The following is a 16,559-nucleotide window of genomic DNA, read 5'->3' on the forward strand; positions in this document are numbered from 1 at the left end:
GGACGCCTCGACGTGCGCTCCGACACCAACACAGCCATGGACTCCAGACAGTTCCTGTTCGTCTCCGCCGACGCCGCACTGATCACCGACCTCGCCTGGCAGGTCCACCGCGAGGGACACGACGTGAAGTACTACATCGACGCCGCGGGCGACCACGAGATCGGCGACGGCTTCGTCCCGAAGACCGACGACTGGGAGGCCGAGGTGGCGTGGGCCGACGTCGTCGTCTTCGACGACATCTGGGTCGGCGACGACGTCGGCACCGGCGCGCTCGCCCAGGAGCTCCGCGAGCAGGGCACCGCGGTCGTCGGCGGCACACCGAACACGGACCGACTCGAGGAGGACCGTGGCTACGCGATGGACGTCCTCGAGGAGCACGGCGTGAACACCATCGAGCATCACGTGTTCCACGACTTCGACGCCGGCATCCAGCACGTCCAGGAGCATCCCGCCCCGTACGTCATCAAACCCCTCGGCGAGGTCCAGAACGTCAAGCGCCTGCTGTACGTCGGCAACGAGGACGACGGCAGCGACGTCGTCGACGTGCTCCGGGCGTACAAGAAGGCCTGGGGCCACCGGATGAAGGGGTTCCAGCTCCAGCGGAAGGTCGAGGGCGTCGAGGTCGCCGTCTGTGGTTTCTTCGACGGTAACTCGTTCGTCGACCAGGTGAACTTCAACTTCGAGCACAAGAAGCTGTTCCCGGGTAACATCGGTCCCTCGACGGGCGAGATGGGCACCTCGATGTTCTGGGCCGGGCGCAACCGACTGTTCGAGGAGACGCTGGGCAGGCTCGAGGGCTGGCTCGCCGACGAGGGCTACGTCGGCAGCATCGACATCAACTGCATCGTCAACGAGACCGGAATCTACCCGCTGGAGTTCACCCCGCGGTTCGGTTACCCGACCATCGCGCTCCAGGAGGAGTCCTTCGAGTCCAACACCGGCCAGTTCTTCTACGACCTCGCCCACGGCAACGACCCCGACCTTGACGTCCACCGCGGCTACCAGATCGCCGTCCGCGTCGTCCTCCCGCCGTTCCCGTTCGACGACGAGAAGACCTACGAGGAGAACTCCAGAAACGCGGCCGTCGTCTTCCAGACCGAGAGCCGCGCCGGCGTCCACCTCGAGGACGCCAAGAACGTCGACGGCCAGTGGCGTGCCGCCGGCGACAACGGCATGCCAATCGTCGTCACCGGGAAGGGCGAGACGATGCAGGAGGCCCGCGAGCAGTGCTACGGCCGTATCGACGACATCGTCATGCCCAACATGTACTACCGCGACGACATCGGCGAGCGCTGGATCGACGGCGAGGGCGACCGCCTGCAGGCGTGGGGCTATCTCGGGCCGCAGTCGTAACGCGAACCCGAGAAGGTTTACGATCAGTGTAAACTTCTGGCCCGCATCGACAGTCGACCAGCCGGACGGCGCGCGCTGACGAGACTGCGCGAGCGGCGAAAGGGAGCCGTGGGAGCGTCGCTCGCCGGGCTTTCTGGCTGTTGTCGACGCTACCGGGACCGTCTCCGCAGTCTGCTACCAATCTCACCACCACCTGCCGTACTCGTCACGAACGCCACGTTCAAGCCACAGCCCTTCGACCGTTGGATTATGACACGCGAAGTCTGGCTGAAGGCCGACGACGCCGTCGGCGACTGGGAGGCGCGAAAGCGCCGCATCACGGCCGGCCTGGAGGCCGGCGTGGACTGGGTGCTCGTCGACGACTGGGACGTCGAGCGCGTCCGCGAGCTCGGCGCGGTGAACGTCGCGGCGTTCCGGAGCGGCGGCGACGTGGACGTCATCGACGACGCCGAGGGCGAGGACGACGCGGCGGACGAACCCGTCGAGCCCGACGCGTACGTCGTCGGGAAGGAGGGCGAGGGCGACGGCACGGTCGAGTTCCCGGCGGACCTCGCTGGCTCTGCGGACCTCTCGACGCTGCGGCGGGGGAACGCCGACGGAGCCTACGTCCGTATTCTGGGACAGGAGTACGAACGGTTCGCCGAGGCGGCGGCGGAGACGGCCGACTACACCATCGTCGTCGGGGAGGACTGGACCATCATCCCGCTGGAGAACCTCATCGCGCGTATCGGCGCGGAGACGAGCCTGGTCGCGGGCGTCTCCGATTCCGAGGACGCCCGGACGGCGTTCGAGACGCTGGAGCTCGGCGCGGACGCGGTGCTGCTCGACAGCGACGACCCCGACGAGATCCGGCGCACCGTCGAGGTGCGCGACGAATCCGAACGCGAGACGCTGGACCTCTCGTGGGCGACGGTCCGGACCGTCGAACAGACCGGGAGCGCGGACCGGGTCTGCGTCGATACCGGTTCGCTGCTCGACCACGACGAGGGGATGCTCGTCGGCTCGATGAGCCGCGGGCTGGTGTTCGTCCACGCCGAGACTGCGGAGTCGCCGTACGTCGCGTCGCGGCCGTTCCGCGTGAACGCGGGCGCGGTCCACGCGTACGTCCGCACGCCCGGCGGCGGGACGAAGTACCTGAGCGAGGTCGGCTCCGGCGACGAGGTGCAGGTCGTCGACACCGAGGGACACACGCGCGAGGCCATCGTCGGCCGCGCGAAGATCGAGAAACGCCCGATGTTCCGGGTCGAGCTCGAGCGCGACGGCGACCGGTTCGAGACGCTGCTGCAGAACGCCGAGACCATCAAGGTCCAGACGCGCGACGGCCGGAAGGCCATCACCGACGTCGAGGAGGGCGACGAGCTGCTCGTCTACTACGAGGACACCGCGCGGCACTTCGGCGAGGCCATCGACGAGAGCATCGTCGAGAAGTAGCCGGCTGACGCGGTCGCGTCTCCCCGTCGTTGCTCCATCCGCTCCAGTACCACGTGCCCAGCGGCAGCGCCGTGGCCAGCCACCTGTTGGATTTCATATATTTACACCCCAAAACCCACTTCGATGTGAGTTCTATGTGAGTTTCTAGCAAAAGATTTATTATCTGCTTCAGCTAGAACTCACATCATGGCACGAGAAGTGCGGATCACGGTCGACGACGACGAGGTGTTCGAGCGGATGAAGCGGCGCAAGCAGGAGCTGGACCTCTCCTGGGAGGAGGTGCTACACCGTGGGCTCCGGCCCCCGGAGACGCCGCCGGAGCCGGACCCCGAGCCGTTCTGGAACGAGGGCGGCTGGTCGTCGGGCCACTCGCCGAGGCCGGACCACTCGCCCGGCCCGCAGCATCCATCAGCCTCCGGTCGGGAGGACGAGCCCCTCGGCGACGTGGTCGACGAGTTCCGCCGACAGGTCAAGGACCAGGTGACGAACTCGCTGCGCGCGTCGATGCAGGGTATGCAGGAGGCCAACGAGGAGCTCGAACGCGAGATGGGGGCGCTCGCCGAGGCGGAGGACGCCACGCTGACGTTCAGCGGACTCGACGACCCCGAGCACACCGTCCCGCTGCGGGTGAACCAGCGCACGAGCCGGGCCGGTCTCGAGGTCGACGTGGTCGCGGTCCGCCAGGGCAAGGGCGTCCGGGGGGCGAACCAGTTCGACCGGTCGGCCCGCCAGCAGCTGAACACGTCGCTGGCACGCGGCGAGCCCGCGACGCTCCGCTTCGAGGACGGCAGCGACGCAGAGACCTACCGCGTCTACCCCGTGCTCTCGTGGGGGAAAGACGACGGGGGCCAGCCGACGGTCACCGACGTCGAGATCGACGAGGTCGTCCTCGACGATGAGTGAAGCGACCCCGGGACTGGCCACCGTGATGGCCGTCGAGGCGGACGACGACGACCTCTCGGATCTCGACCTCAGCGGCGTCTTCGAGCTGCTCAGCAACGACACACGCCTCGGTATCGTCCGCGAGCTGTCGGTCGCCAACGCCGACGAGACCACCGACGGCAGCCTCTCGTTCTCCGAGCTCCGGACGCGCGTGGGAACACGCGACTCCGGGCAGTTCAACTACCACCTGGGCCGTCTGCGCGGCAGTCTCGTCGAGAAGACGGCGGCGGGCTACGAGCTCACCGAACTCGGACTCGTCGTCGGTGCGACGGTGCTCGACGCCGCCGCGGTGTCGTAGCTCAGGCCGTGGGAACGAGCCCCGGTACGGTGCGACTGTTCTCCTCGTCGTCCTCCTCGACGATGATCTGGTCCTTCTCGATGCTGATGGAGAAGTCACCGATGCCGTTCCACGACTGCTCGATGGTCACGAGCACGACCGCGTCGTTGTAGTCCGGATCGCCGGAGCCGTCGGCGTCGTCCGGGTCGGCGTTCTCCTCGGAGAGTTCGTAGAGGAAGACGAACTCGTTGGACGCGAGCTGGAGGGTCCCCGTGCCGTCGATGCGCGAATCGAGGATCTCGCCGAGACCGCGCTGTTCCGGCCCGGCCGCGCCGAAGTTGGGCACCTGTTCGCCGTCCTGGAGCACGACGAGGTTCGAGCTCTCCCCGGAGGAGTTGAGCGAGATGCGCTGGCTGTCGACGTAGGTGCAGCGCCACTGGTCGTAGGAGTCGCCCCCGACCGTGATGTCCTGATTGGTATCCTCCCACGAGCCGCACTGCCACGACGTCGCCCGGACCGTGATGGGCGTGCCGGGTGCGACGTCCGTCAGCTGGTGGCTCTGGTGCTCGCCCTCCGTCGGGTCGTTCACGTCGTCCTCGGCGGCCGCTGCGGCGATTCCGTCGTTCGGGTCGCCGTCTGGCCAGGGCGTGTACTCGTTGCTCCCGGCGACGACGCGGAACGTCGTCGGGCCGTAGATCACGTTGTCACCACTGATCCCCGACAGCTCGGTTCCGAGGAGCTCCACGGTCGCGTTGAACTGCGTGCTCGAGGTGACGGAGTCGTCCGAGGCGTTCACCGAGAACGTCGAGTCGATGGGGAGTTCGACGGTCGCGGTGGTGGCGTCGTCGTCGACGACGGTCGTCGACTCGTTCAGGGTGCTCTCGAAGTACCGCCCCCACGCCTCGTAGAACTGGCTCTCCACCGTGATAGTGATGTTCTGGGGCGGGAAGCAGCCGGTGCCGCCCTGGTACAGCTCCCTGACGATCTCGTCGTCGTCCGTCTCGTCGGACCGCATCACCGCCGCACCGCCGTCGAACTCGCCCGAGATGTTCGTCAGGTCCATCGTCAGCGTGCCGTCCTCGTGGTCGATCTGCGGCGGGGACACCATCGAGATGCCGCCGTCGCTGTCGAGCCGCCAGATGCCACCGGCCTCGTAGGCGAGTCTGTTGCCCCGCCGGTCGTGGTACTGGACGCTCCCGAGCGGCTCCGTCGTCGAGCAGGTCGCCCGGTCGTTGACCGTGAAGGTGACCGAACCGTTCCTGACCACCCGGTACACGCCGTCGCGACTCCCGAGGTCGATACCGACCGGACCGCCGGCCGTGTCGCCGACCCGCGAGTCGAGTTCGTGCATGCCCATCTGTGCCGAACTCACCGATGCCTCCTCCTGGATACTGTCGACGGCCACCGAACCGGCCAGCAGTATCGTCGCGATCCCCACCGCGACCATTCCGAACAGCAAGACGAGCCCCAACAGCTCCGAGACCCCCCTGTCCTGGGTCTCCGAGGTAGTGCTATCCATGTGCCTGTCTCTAGCCACAAGATACTCACACCACGACATCAAGTTAGTCTTTCTCTTCCAACACTATAGCGATGTTTTAAGCCGCAGAACTGTCTCGGTAACCGAACGATACTACCGGCTACAAGGCGTGAGAACGCTCTTCAATCCCGCATAATCCCCGGTAGGCGCAGTGACGTTCTCTCGTCACGAAACGGTGTCAGCATACTGTCGTGATTTCTGGACTACTCGGCCCGCAGTTCGTGGGCGCACCAGGGGCAGAACGAGAGCGTCTCGTCCAGCTCGCGTCCGCAGTTCGGACAGCTCGCCACGGTGTCGGCGTCGGCGTCGGCCGTCGGGCGCTCCAGCAGGTACACGTCGAGCATCGCCGCGAACTCGACGGCGCTCAGCGCGACGTTGGCCTCGAACGACGCCGCCTCCCAGGCAGCGAGCGCCGACTCGACGACCGGCCCGCTGGTCGGGAGCGGCGGCCCGAGCAGGAGGACGACGCCCACCGCCGTCACCGCGAACCCGAGCCCACGCTGGAACCGACGGACGTAGACGTGCCCGAGCCCCGGGAACAGGAGGGAGAGCAGCACCGCGACGAGCCGCCGGATCCGTCCCATACCCTGACGTGCGTCGGCGCCCCTGAATACGGTTCGGGTCTTGGAGCGTCGTTCGGGGCGTGTTCGGTCGGCGGTCCCGCGACCGACTCGACCGGCCCACCATCAGACCGCTCTCGAACACGAGCGATGGGCGATGCGAACGGCCGGCACCGCCCACCCGACCGTACAGCACCTCGGGCCTCCCCAGCCGGTTCGCTCGCCAGCCGCGCGCCGGTGGTGAACGCCTGGCCAGCGTCGACCGTCACCGGGGGGACAGCTCGTCGACGAGCCGCGCCGTCGTCGCGACGTCGTACTGCCCCGGGGCGGTCGCGTCGGCGGGGTCGAGCGGCGCGTAGCCGATGCGGGAGCCGTACAGCGGCGCGACGACCCGGGAGTGTCGCCCGGCCTCGCCCATCGCGATGGTCGCCACGGCGTCGTCCGCGCGGTCGTACTCGTCGGTGAGTGCGAGCAGCGAGAGCACGTCCTTCCGGCCGGTCGCCGTGACCGCGAGCTTCGCCACGTCGCCGTGTTCGAGCCCGGCGTCGAGCGCCGTCGCCATCGTCTCCGCGTCGCCCGCGCCCTCGAAGTCGTGCGTCGAGACGACGACGCTCGCGCCCGCCTCACGGGCCCGCTCGACGACCCGCTGGCCGTTGCCGTCCTGCAGCGACGCCAGTTCGACGTCGACCGCCTCGACCGCGTCCATCGTCACGGCCGTCGCCAGCGCGTCCAGCCGCTCGGTGTCGTCGTCGGCCTCGCCACCCTCCCAGCGGGCCCGGTTCGTCGCCAACACCGGCAGCTCGCCGTCGTAGCCGTCGAGCGCGGCGAGCGGGTCGCTCGCGAGATCCATCCGGAACTCGACGGCGTCGGCGTGCTCGCGGGCCGACGGCTCGGCGGCGAGGTCCGCCGTGCTCGCACAGAGGACGAACGAGTCGAAGTCCATGGACGGGCTACTGCGCGGACCGGCAAAAACGTGCGCGATGGCGGCAGCGCTACCGGGGCCGGTGGGGCGGAGAACGAAAGTCGGGTCCTGCGGCGATACGGTGTCGGCGGTGCCTGCCGCTCAGACGAGGCCGAGGTTGTCCTCGGCTTCGAGCAGCTCGTGGTAGCGGTTCCGGATGGTGACCTCGGAGATGTCGGCGACGTCGCTGACCGCGGCCTGCGTCGTCTTCTCGTTCGTGAGGAGGGAGGCGGCGTAGACGGCGGCGGCCGCGAGGCCGACCGGCGACTTGCCCGAGTGGACGCCCTTCTCCTTGGCGTTCTGGAGCAGCGCGCGGGCGCGGTGCTCGGCCTCGTCGGAGAGTTCGAGGCCGCTCGCGAAGCGCGGGACGTAGCTCTCGGGGTCGGCCGGCATGACCTCCAGACCGAGCTCGCGGACGACGTAGCGGTACGTGCGGGCGACCTCGTTCTTCTCGACGCGGGAGACGTCGCTGATCTCGTCGAGGCTGCGCGGGACGCCGGCCTGGCGCGCGGCGGCGTAGACGGAGCTCGTCGCGACGCCCTCGATGGAGCGCCCCGGCAGGAGGTCCTCGTTGAGCGCGCGGCGGTAGATGACGGAGGCGGTCTCGCGGACGTTGTCCGGGAGGCCCACTGCGGAGGCCATCCGGTCGATCTCGCCGAGGGCCTGCTTCAGGTTGCGCTCCTTGCTGTCGCGGGTGCGGAAGCGCTCGTTCCACTTGCGCAGGCGCTGCATCTTCTCGCGCTGGCGCGAGCCCAGCGAGTTGCCGTAGGCGTCCTTGTTCCGCCAGTCGATGTTCGTCGAGAGCCCCTTGTCGTGCATCGTGTTCGTCGTCGGCGCGCCGACGCGGGACTTCTCGTTCTTCTCCTGGGCGTCGAACGCGCGCCACTCGGGGCCGCGGTCGACCTGGTCCTCCTCGACGACGAGACCGCAGTCGCCACAGACTGTCTCAGAGCCCTCACTGACGACGTGGCCGCCGCATTCGGGGCAGTTGAGGCCGCTGTCCTTGGTCTGTTCGTCCGTCTGTTCCTCGTTCCGTGGTCGTGTTCGGGTTCGTGCGTTCGTCATGGGTGCGAAGGCGGGGGCTACCGGCCAGGGTTTCAGCCTGGAGAAACCGGAAGCGCTGGTACTGTAGACACGAGTCGCAGTGCCCAAATATAAAGGTTTTGGAACTCTTTTCGCATCCCCGCGATTCGTGGTCCAGAACGGCGGTTCGTAGATAAAAATCATAACATTCATATATTGTCGTTTCGGCGTGGAGAGGACAACACACATCCCGCTCGCAGCGCGACGAGTTTGTATGCGAGTCGCAGTCGGCAGCGAGAACCCGGTGAAAGTCGCGGCGACCGAGGCGGCCATCGGCGACCTCCCCGGAGCGACCGTCGACGCGGTGGCGGTCGACTCGGGCGTCGCCGAACAGCCGACGGGGCTGGACGAGACGAGAACCGGCGCGGCGAACCGTGCCCGTCGTGCCTACGAGACCGGCGGCTACACCCTCGGCGTCGGTATCGAGGGCGGGGTGGCCACCCTCGGCACCGACGACCTCTACCTCGTGATGTGGGCGGCCGTCACCGACGGCGAACGCGTCGAACTCGCCGCCGGCCCGAGCGTCCGTCTGCCCGACAGCGTCACCGAACGCATCCGGGCTGGCGAGGAGCTCGGCCCGGTGATGGACGACGCGTTCGACCGCGACGGCGTCGCCCGGGGCGAGGGTGCCATCGGTATCTTCACCGGGGGCACGGTGGACAGGGAGGGAGCGCTCCGGTCCGCCGTCGCGGGCGCGCTCGGCCCGTTCGTCACCGCGAGCTACGACATCTAGGACTCGCCCGCGACCGCGTCGGCCTCCCGCGCCTCGGTGCTCTCCTCGACGGCCTCCGTGAGCGAGACGTTCAGGGCGAGCATCGAGCCCAGCCCGCCGATGACGGTGACGACGTTCTTCACCGCGTGGTCGACGATGGCGGCGGTCACGGCGAGTTCGACGGTGACGCCCGGCGCGAGCCCCACGACGAGCGCGGTGAACGCGCCCTCGTACAGGCCGACGCCGCCGGGCGAGAGCGGGAGCACCTTCGCGAGGTTGCCGACGCTGACCGCGAAGAAGCCGACGGCGACGAGCGTCGCGACCGGGAGCTCGATACCGACCGCGAGCATGACGACGATGCCCGTGACGACGTCGAGCGTCCAGACGAGCAGGCTCGAGCCACCGACGACCGCGAACGAGCGCCGCGAGCCCGCGACGGTCTGGACGTCGCCGACGAACCGCTCGACGACGGCGACGACCTCCATCGCGTAGGAGTCGTCGCTGAGCCGGTCGACGACCGGGCGCACGAGGTTCCGGTCCGAGCGCGCGGAGACGACGATTGCGAGCACGGCGACGACCGCGACACTCCCGACGACCGCGGCGACGTAGCTCGCGTACCGTGCGGCGGACTGGTAGCGCGGGCCGACCGTCTCCCCCGCGAGCGCGCTGGCGACCTGGCTCGCGTCCCCGCTGGCGACCAGCGCGAGCATGACCGAGCCCGCGAGCACCGTGATGGTGAGCAGGTCGAAGACGCGCTCGACCGCCAGCGACGCGAACCCGGAGGAGTACGGCACGTCACGACGGGCCTTCATCACGTACGCCCGGACGCCGTCGCCCAGCCGCGCCGGGAACACGAGGTTGCCGGTCTGGCTGATGAAGATGGCCCCCGTGAGGAAGCCGACCCGCGAACTGAACCCGATCTCGTCGAGGATGTCGCGGTAGCGCAGGCCACGGAGCGGCCACGAGAGGACGTAGATGGCCGCGGCGACGGCGACGAGCGCGAGGTCGGCCCCCTGCAGGTTCGACCAGACCTTGTCCGGTTCGAGGTAGAGGAACGCCATCAGGAAGACGGCGACGAAGGTGAGCAGCGTGCCGGCGACGATGCCGACGCGGCGGTTCACGCGCGGGGAGACCGACAGCTCCCACCACGTCCGGAGTATCTGGCTGCCCATTCCGAACACGTCGCGCACGAGGTCGACCTTCGTATCGCCCTTCGGCTCCCAGTCGACCGCGAACTCCTTCATCCGGAAGCCACGGCGCTGGGCCTTGACGAGCACCTCGGTGTCCCAGAACCAGTGCTGGTCCTCGACGTCGTCGAGCAGGGCGAACAGGGCCTCCCGGTCGAACGCCTTGAAGCCGCACTGGTGGTCGCGGAGGTCCGACCGGAGGAACAGCCGCGTGAGCCCGTTGTAAACGCGGCTCGGGACGCCGCGTTTCGCGGGCCGGTCCGCGACGTTCCCGGCCATCCAGCGCGAGCCGGTGACGACGTCGTACCCCTCGGTGCGGACGCTCTCGACGAGCTCCTCCAGATGCCGCATGTCCGTCGCGAGGTCCGTATCGAAGTAGACCAGCGTTTCGCCGTGGCTCGCACGGAACGCGCGTTCGAGCGCGCCGCCGCGGCCGAGCCGCTGGTCGGAGTGGAAGTGCCGGACGCGGTCGTCCTCGGCGGCCATCTCGTCGGCGATCTCGGGCGTGCGGTCCTCGCAGCCGTCCTCCGCGACGATGACCTCGTAGGCGTCCGCCGGGAGGAAGGCAGCGAGCGTCGACAGCGTGGTCTCGACCGTCGTCCGGATGGTCGCGGCCTCGTTGTAGGCCGGGAGGACGACGCTCACCGAGACCGACTCCTCGCTCATTGGGCGTTCTTCGGCGAGCCGTCGGTAAGAACTTTCTGAACCGTTCCCAGACTGACCCGTTAACCACCCGTACCAACCGGGAGTCGAGCGCGGTTCATCCCGGGCAGTGCGCGGGCGAAAATCGATAGACGCGGGTCGATTAACCGGCTGTACCAAACCCCCTAAGACGAAGGTTCGCATACGAAGATGTATGAGCATGAGCACGGCCGCGACGACCGACCTCTCGACCAAGCAGCACCGGATCCTGGAGTACCTGCGCGAGAAAGGTCAGACGAAGACCTACTTCAAGTCCCGGCTCATCGGTGACGACCTCGACATGACCGCGAAGGAGGTCGGCACGAACATGACCGCCATCCAGCGCGGCGAGTTCGACGTGGCCGTCGAGAAGTGGGGCTACTCCTCCTCGACGACCTGGAAGGTCACGGTCTGACTCGGCTCACAATCCCGATCGTCTGTCATCTTTCCTCGCGGGCCCCTGACGGGTCCGCGACATTCCACGTTCGAGAGCGCTGTGGCCCTCCAGTCACACCGTGACTCCCCCCACGAACCGGACACTCTCGTAGAGTCTACCGCGAGCACACAAGTTTATAATGAAAGATGGTGTTATACAGTTCGGGAGTCATGGACACCGAACCGCTCACGATCGACGTGTGGGTCAGGGCGCACACGCCGACTATCGGACCGAGAGAACACGCCATCGAGACAGTCAAAGAGCTCGCGGAACGGGGGGTCATCGAGGAGTACGAGGTCCACACCTGGCCGAGCGCGGTCGACCTGACCGTGCCCAGCGAGGTGACCGACCGGTACCGGGAGTTCGCGGCGTGGGCAGAGCGTGCGGGAGTCACGCTCGAACCCGCCTTCTCGCACCGCGTCGTGGACAACGCCATCACGGGCGAACACAACGAGATGCTCGTGACGCCACTTATCTGTACCGTGGTCCGCCGGGACGGCGACATCGTCGCCGTGCTGCCGTGCTGTCGGGGCGAGGAGGACCACGTCTCCGTGCTGTCGTACCTGGCGTCACTCGACGAGGATGTCGACCGCGTCGGCGGGGAGAAGCTACCGTCACCGACCGTCGCGTGATCAGCCGTCGAAGCGGACGAGCGAGTCCGCGTCCGCGGCCAGACCCGCCGCACCTTCGTCGAACGAATCGGCGTACCTGACGACGAGCATCAGCACCGTCTCGGGCCGCTCCACGCGGTAGCCGTCCTCGCGGGAGAGCAGACCGGCGTCGTCGAGCTCGCCCGCGTACTTGCTGACCGTCGGTCGGGAGACGTCGAGCGCGTCGGCGAGGTGGCTCCCCGTCGCCTCCGGCGTTCGAAGCAGTTCGACGAGCATCCCACGCGGGGTCTCGCGGCGGAGGTAGCCGAGCGCGCGCTTCTCGAAGGCGGAGAAGCGGCCCGCCGGGTAGAGCCGTTTGTAGTCGCCGTCGCGGTACACCTCGACGCTCCCGTCGTCGACGAGGCGGCGGAGGTGGTGCTGGGTCTCGCCGGTGCCCAGTTTGAGGTCGTCGCGGAGCTTCGAGAAGTGTGCGCCGGGGGTGGCGGTGAGGTAGCCGGTGATGGCGTCACGGACCTCGCTCTCGCCGGCATCGGTCGAATCGACGTCCGCGAACCGGGCGAACGGGCTTGCCGCTCCGACTGCGGCGAACCGCTTGAGCGTGGCCCGTTTTCGCTCGTCGACGTCGCTCGGTTCCCCCATATACTAATATTCGATACTTTCCCCAGCGATAAAACCGCTTCGCTTGTGTGGAGTGGTTCGACTACTCCGTCTCGGTCAGCTCCTCGTCGTCGCTCATCTCCTCCTCCACGTCGTAGTCGCCGCCGGTGAACTCGTCGTCGGCCTCGTCGATGACCTCGTCGGAGCTCTTTATCTTCCGAGGGTCCTGTCCCTGCTTGACGGCTTCCGCCTGCTGTTCCATCTTCTCGACGTCCATCTCGGCCTCCTGGTCTATCTGACCGAGTATCTCCTCGATGTCGTCGAGGCCGAGCATCTCGCGGGTCTCCTCGTCGAAGTCGCGGCTGTCGAGGTCGGCCTCGCTCTGCTTGATGTCGCTGCCGGTGAGGTGCTTGCCGTACCGGCCGAGCATCGACGAGAGCTCCTGGGGCAGCACGAACGTCGTGGACTCGCTGGTCCCGATGTGTTCGAGCGCCTCCAGCCCCTTGTCGATGACCGCGCGCTCGCCCATCGACTCGGCGGACTTCGCGCGCAGCACCGTCGAGATGGCGTCACCCTGCGCCTCGAGGATCTGGCTCTGCTTCTGGCCCTGTGCGCGGATGATCTCGCTCTGCTTGTCACCCTCCGCCTTCTCGACCGCGCTGCGCCGTTCACCCTGCGCCTCGAGGATCATGGCACGGCGACGGCGCTCGGCGGAGGTCTGCTGCTCCATCGCCTGCTGGACGTCCTTCGAGGGGTTGACCTCACGGACCTCGACGGACTCGACACGCACACCCCACTCGTCGGTGGGTTCGTCGAGCTCCTCGCGGATGCGGGCGTTGATCTCCTGACGCTTGTTCAGCGTGTCGTCGAGCTCCATGTCGCCGATGACCGCCCGGAGGGTGGTCTGGGCGAGGTTCTCGACGGCGTTCTTGTAGTCCTCGACCTCGAGGAACGCCTTGCCCGCGTCCATGACGCGGATGTAGACCACGGCGTCCGCGACGACCGGGGAGTTGTCACGCGTGATGGCCTCCTGCGGCGGCACGTCGAGCGTCTGCGTCCGCATGTCGAAGCTCACCGTACTGGAGACGAACGGCGGGACGAAGTGGATGCCCGGTTCGAGCAGCCCACGGTACTCACCGAGGACGGTGAGCGTCCGCTTCTCCGTCGGCTGGACGATCTTCACTGCCGACGCCAGAGCGACGATTATCAGGATTCCGATAAGCGCGAATACGAACCCGAGCGCCGGGAGCGTCTGTAGCGGGATCGGTTCCATGGCTATACTTCACGGCGAAGTTGACAAAAACCTTCCTCTTTGTCGGTCGAACTACACGTTCACAGCGGGGCGGCTCAGGCCGGCTCGACGTCCTCGTTGTCGCCCTCGGACTCCACCGAGGAATCGCGTTCGCGGCGTTCGCGTTCCCGCCTGAGCTCGCGGTCGATGTCGTCCTCCCGGTCGGTCGGTGCGACGTTCAGCACGTTGCCACCGCCGGGGTCGGTGACGATGACCTCCGTCCCCTCCGGTAACTCCCCGAACTCGCTCCGGGCGCTGTAGTTCGGGTTGAAGCCGCCGCCCTCGATGACCCTGACCTGTCCCTCCGTCGAGGTGACCGTCCGGGTCACCGTCGCCCGCGCACCGTGGAGGTCGTCGGAGCTGCTCGTCTTCCCGGTCCCCTTCCCGCCGTAGAAGTCGAACTCGCGGTAGACCCACAGCGTCGCGAGGCCGATGGCGAGGACCATTATCGCCATCGCCGGCGCGGTGCCCAGCGGGGAGAACAGCATCCCGATGAGACCCGCGACGAAGAGCGCGATGCCGATGACGATGAAGTGCGCGCCGGGCGCGAGCGCCTCCAGTATCATCAGCCCCGTACCGGCCAGAAACAGCAGGAACGGGAGCAGGTCGACGTCGAGTAGCGGTGCCATGGTCGGAGTTAGGAGCCGCGACCGATTAACATTTCGCAGACCCGCGGGCCGGAGTCAACCTGCGAGCTGGACGATGTAGAACACTAACCCGACGGTCCCGAGGACACCGATGGCGACGAACACCGCGTTCTCCAGACTCACGTCGCCGGGTTCGATGACCTCGTCCATGTCCACGTAGCCGACCGCGACGGCCTGGGCGTCGTCGCTCGCGCGCCGCTCGACGGTCGGCGGGTCCCAGTCACCGTCGTCGACCCACTCGAACTCGTCGGGGCCGTCCGCAGCGTCGGGCTCGTCCTCCGTCGCGTCGAGGTCGTCCTCCGTCGCGTCGGGGCCGTCCGTGGACGGGCCGGGGGGTGACGGCTCCTCGGGCGTGCCGTCGTCCCCGTCTCGCGTCGATTCGTCCTCCATGGGTCCGGCTAGGTGACGCGGCTACTAAACCCCGGTGGGTCGCACACCGGTGTCGTCCCGTCGCCGTATCTCGCCCTCGTAGACGACGCCCCGGTCGGCGTCGACGGTGACGGTGGTGCCGTCGGCGACGGCCGCGAGGTCCGCGCCGCTGACCATCGGAACGTCGACCTCCCGGGCGACCATCGCGGGGTAGCCGGTCATGCCGGGCCGCGCGTCGACGATGCCGCCGATGCGGGTCACGTCGCCCTCGAACTCGCCCTCGAAGCTGGGGTCGAGCGCGAGCACGGCTCCCTCGGGTACCTCCGAGATGTCACCGTCGGTCGTTCGCACTACCGGGCCAGTCACGTAGCCCGAGACGACCGACCGACCCGTGGCGAGCGTCTCCGCCGCCACGTGGACCTTGAGCGTGTTCGTCGTCTGAGTGCCCTCCAGTTCGGTCATCATGCCGGAGAGGACGACCACCGTGTCGCCGCTTTCGGCGATCCCGGACGCGAGCGCGGCCTGCACCGCGTTCTCGATGACTGCGTCGATGCCGTCGGCGTCGAACGGGGCGTACTGGGCGGCGACGCCCCACGTCAACGAGAGCTGCCGGCGCACCCGGTCCCGTGGCGTCGTCGCGACGACGGGAACCCCCGGACGGTACTTCGCGGTCTTCAGCGCGGTGTACCCGGACTCCGACGCGGCGACGACCGCGCTCGCACCCACGTCGCGGGCGAGGTAGCGAGCGGAGCGAGCGAGCGCGTCGGTCCGCGAGTCGCCAGCGGGCGGGACCCGCTGCTCGTTGAGCTCCTCGTACTCCTCGCTGCGCTCGACCTGCCGGACGATGCGGTCCATCGCCTCGACCACTGTGGCCGGGTGGTTGCCGATGGCGGTCTCCGCCGAGAGCATCACGGCGTCGGTGCCGTCGAGGACGGCGTTGGCCACGTCCGAGGCCTCCGCACGGGTCGGCCGGCGCTCCTCGACCATCGAGTCGAGCATCTCCGTCGCCGTGATGACCGGCGTCCCCGTCCCCCGGCACTTGCGGATGATGCGCTTCTGTATCATCGGCACGTCCTCCATCGGGCACTCGACACCGAGGTCGCCCCGGGCCACCATGACGCCGTACGAGGTATCGATGATCTCGTCGAGGTTCTCGACCGCGCCGGCGCGTTCGATCTTCGCGATGACCGGGATATCCACGCCGAACCCCTCCAGCACCTCGGACACCTCGACCACGTCGGCCGCACTCCGGACGAAGCTCGCCGCGACGAAGTCGACCTCGTGCTCGGCGGCCTGTTCGAGGTCCCGTCGGTCCTTCTCGGTGACGACGTCGAGGTTCAGGTCCACCCCGGGCGTGTTGACGCCCTTGCGCCCGCCGAGCTCGCCGCCGGCATCGACGTGGACGACGACCGCGTCGTCCTCGACGCGCTCGACGGTCGTCTCGATGCGTCCGTCGTCGAGGAGGACGCTGTCGCCCGGTTCGACCGCCCGGATGTCGTAGGAGAGGCCGATCTCGGTCGGCGTGGCGGTGTCGCCCTCGACGAATCGGACCGTCGAGCCGCTCTCGACGACGATGGGGTCGGAAAGCGGCGCAGTGCGGACCTCCGGCCCCTGGAGGTCGACCATCGCCGCGACCGGCTCGGACGTCTCCTCGTCGACCTGCTGGAGGTGCTCGACGAGTTCGGCTCGCGACTCCAGGGTGCCGTGGCTCGAGTTGATCCGTCCGACGGACATCCCCGCCTCGGCGAGCTCCCGGATCGCACTCACGGACTCGGTCGCTGGACCGAGTGTACAGACGATCTTCGCGTTTCTCATGGCCCTCGATACGGCCGTCCGGGTCAAAAAGACCCATGATTAACTCGGTTTCGAGTAGTGTTGGGAGGC

At 68.0% G+C, this 16,559-nt stretch carries 17 protein-coding genes; 7 read left to right on the plus strand and 10 right to left on the minus strand.

All coding sequences use genetic code 11. The features are described from left to right. Nucleotides 1-36: 36 nt before the first annotated feature. The 4 genes from NOW55_RS12535 to NOW55_RS12550 all read left to right on the plus strand — a co-directional run bounded on the left by NOW55_RS12535 (nt 37) and on the right by NOW55_RS12550 (nt 4,024). Nucleotides 37-1,353, plus strand: coding sequence for a phosphoribosylamine--glycine ligase (locus NOW55_RS12535; RefSeq protein ID WP_256400449.1), 1,317 nt, complete (start codon nt 37-39; stop codon nt 1,351-1,353). Nucleotides 1,354-1,602: 249 nt separating this feature from the next. Continuing rightward, nucleotides 1,603-2,784, plus strand: a complete 1,182-nt coding sequence (locus tag NOW55_RS12540; RefSeq protein WP_256400450.1) for a 3-dehydroquinate synthase II — start codon at nt 1,603-1,605, stop codon at nt 2,782-2,784. A gap of 186 nt (nt 2,785-2,970) precedes the next feature. After that, nucleotides 2,971-3,687, plus strand: coding sequence for a hypothetical protein (locus tag NOW55_RS12545; protein WP_256400451.1), 717 nt, complete (start codon nt 2,971-2,973; stop codon nt 3,685-3,687). Further along, a complete protein-coding gene (locus tag NOW55_RS12550) occupies nt 3,680-4,024 on the plus strand; it encodes a DUF7347 domain-containing protein (protein ID WP_256400452.1) in 345 nt (114 codons plus the stop codon). The genes NOW55_RS12545 and NOW55_RS12550 overlap by 8 nt, the downstream gene beginning before the upstream one ends. Before the next feature lies 1 nt (nt 4,025). Here the strand turns inward: NOW55_RS12550 and NOW55_RS12555 are convergent, their stop codons facing one another. The 4 genes from NOW55_RS12555 to NOW55_RS12570 all read right to left on the minus strand — a co-directional run bounded on the left by NOW55_RS12555 (nt 4,026) and on the right by NOW55_RS12570 (nt 8,126). After that, on the minus strand, nt 4,026-5,522 hold the full coding sequence (locus NOW55_RS12555; protein WP_256400453.1) for a DUF7289 family protein: 1,497 nt from the start codon (nt 5,520-5,522) through the stop codon (nt 4,026-4,028). A 221-nt stretch (nt 5,523-5,743) separates the two neighbouring features. Further along, nucleotides 5,744-6,124, minus strand: a complete 381-nt coding sequence (locus NOW55_RS12560) for a zinc ribbon domain-containing protein (protein WP_256400454.1) — start codon at nt 6,122-6,124, stop codon at nt 5,744-5,746. A gap of 241 nt (nt 6,125-6,365) precedes the next feature. After that, nucleotides 6,366-7,043 carry a type I 3-dehydroquinate dehydratase gene (locus NOW55_RS12565; RefSeq protein ID WP_256400455.1) on the minus strand — a complete coding sequence of 226 codons (678 nt, stop codon included), beginning with the start codon at nt 7,041-7,043 and terminating at the stop codon, nt 6,366-6,368. A gap of 120 nt (nt 7,044-7,163) precedes the next feature. After that, entirely contained in the window at nt 7,164-8,126 is a 963-nt protein-coding gene (locus NOW55_RS12570; protein WP_256400456.1) for a transcription initiation factor IIB, read from the minus strand. A gap of 232 nt (nt 8,127-8,358) precedes the next feature. Here NOW55_RS12570 and yjjX point away from each other — a divergent pair, with 232 nt between their 5' ends. Further along, on the plus strand, nt 8,359-8,877 hold the full coding sequence (gene yjjX / locus NOW55_RS12575) for an inosine/xanthosine triphosphatase (RefSeq protein WP_256400457.1): 519 nt from the start codon (nt 8,359-8,361) through the stop codon (nt 8,875-8,877). Here yjjX and NOW55_RS12580 read toward each other — a convergent pair. Then, nucleotides 8,874-10,709 (minus strand): flippase-like domain-containing protein, encoded by a 1,836-nt coding sequence (locus NOW55_RS12580; RefSeq protein ID WP_256400458.1) that lies wholly within the window; start codon nt 10,707-10,709, stop codon nt 8,874-8,876. The genes yjjX and NOW55_RS12580 overlap by 4 nt on opposite strands. 196 nt (nt 10,710-10,905) lie before the next feature. Between NOW55_RS12580 and NOW55_RS12585 the strand changes: the two genes are divergently transcribed. Both NOW55_RS12585 and NOW55_RS12590 read left to right on the plus strand, forming a co-directional pair. Beyond that, nucleotides 10,906-11,139 carry a DUF7123 family protein gene (locus NOW55_RS12585; RefSeq protein WP_390293600.1) on the plus strand — a complete coding sequence of 78 codons (234 nt, stop codon included), beginning with the start codon at nt 10,906-10,908 and terminating at the stop codon, nt 11,137-11,139. A 191-nt stretch (nt 11,140-11,330) separates the two neighbouring features. Next, on the plus strand, nt 11,331-11,792 hold the full coding sequence (locus NOW55_RS12590) for an HTH domain-containing protein (protein WP_256400460.1): 462 nt from the start codon (nt 11,331-11,333) through the stop codon (nt 11,790-11,792). On the opposite strand, the gene NOW55_RS12595 is transcribed toward NOW55_RS12590, so the two are convergent. The 5 genes from NOW55_RS12595 to pyk all read right to left on the minus strand — a co-directional run bounded on the left by NOW55_RS12595 (nt 11,793) and on the right by pyk (nt 16,490). Continuing rightward, the gene (locus tag NOW55_RS12595) at nt 11,793-12,410 is read right to left on the minus strand and encodes a winged helix-turn-helix transcriptional regulator (protein WP_256400461.1); all 618 of its coding nucleotides are present in this window, start codon (nt 12,408-12,410) and stop codon (nt 11,793-11,795) included. It lies immediately after the preceding gene. Between the two features lie 61 nt (nt 12,411-12,471). Continuing rightward, on the minus strand, nt 12,472-13,647 hold the full coding sequence (locus tag NOW55_RS12600) for an SPFH domain-containing protein (protein WP_368407775.1): 1,176 nt from the start codon (nt 13,645-13,647) through the stop codon (nt 12,472-12,474). A 68-nt stretch (nt 13,648-13,715) separates the two neighbouring features. Continuing rightward, nucleotides 13,716-14,288, minus strand: coding sequence for an NfeD family protein (locus NOW55_RS12605; protein ID WP_256400463.1), 573 nt, complete (start codon nt 14,286-14,288; stop codon nt 13,716-13,718). A gap of 54 nt (nt 14,289-14,342) precedes the next feature. Then, a complete protein-coding gene (locus tag NOW55_RS12610; RefSeq protein ID WP_256400464.1) occupies nt 14,343-14,696 on the minus strand; it encodes a DUF7312 domain-containing protein in 354 nt (117 codons plus the stop codon). A gap of 24 nt (nt 14,697-14,720) precedes the next feature. Continuing rightward, nucleotides 14,721-16,490, minus strand: coding sequence for a pyruvate kinase (gene pyk / locus NOW55_RS12615; protein ID WP_256400465.1), 1,770 nt, complete (start codon nt 16,488-16,490; stop codon nt 14,721-14,723). Nucleotides 16,491-16,559 lie beyond the last annotated feature (69 nt).

Origin of the sequence: Haloarchaeobius litoreus, assembly GCF_024495425.1 — an archaeon.
In the GTDB taxonomy this organism is placed as follows: Archaea; Halobacteriota; Halobacteria; order Halobacteriales; family Natrialbaceae; genus Haloarchaeobius; species Haloarchaeobius litoreus.